1 protein-coding gene is annotated in these 570 nt (G+C 51.9%); it reads left to right on the top strand.

Annotated elements, in window-relative coordinates:
* Positions 1-570 (top strand): glycosyltransferase (locus tag ACFVXG_RS46135; protein WP_387936504.1); only part of this gene is annotated, 570 nt, incomplete at both ends.

The raw sequence follows: 570 nt of genomic DNA, 5'->3' as shown, positions 1-570 counted from the left end.
AGGCCGGATTGCCGAACAATTCGCCGCAGAAGATACGAGGATCCGGGTGATTCATAAAGAAAACGGCGGCCTCAGCTCGGCCCGCAATGCCGGAATAAAAGCCGCCCGCGGCCGTTATATCGGTTTTGCGGACGGCGATGACTATGTGACGGAAACGATGTTCGAGCGGCTTTATGAAGAAGCGGAGAAGAACCGGCTGGATATCGCCGGCTGCGGTTATTATAAGGAAACGCCGTCTAAAGAAAGAACATATATGCCGCCGTCCATTCCGGCGGGCCGCGTCTTCACAGCGGATGAAATGACTGCATTGCTGACACGCGCGCACGAACATCGGTTTATTTGGTATGTGTGGCGCTATATATACCGGCGAGAAGCATTGCAAGGGCTGTTGTTCCATGAAGATATCCGTTTTGCCGAGGACTCTCCGTTTAACTTGGCAGCGTTCCGCCAAGCCGCGCGTGTCAAAGTGATAGACGAAGGGCTGTATATCTACCGGGAAAATCCGCAAAGTCTTACAGAAACACCGTTTAAGCCCCACTTAGATCAAGAACTGCAAAAGCAATATAAAGC

The sequence above is a fragment of the Kitasatospora sp. NPDC058162 genome, from assembly GCF_042884005.1.
In the GTDB taxonomy this organism is placed as follows: Bacteria; Actinomycetota; Actinomycetes; order Streptomycetales; family Streptomycetaceae; genus Kitasatospora.
Note: the sequence above shows the minus strand (reverse complement) of the source record. Positions and strands in the feature narration are given on the sequence as shown.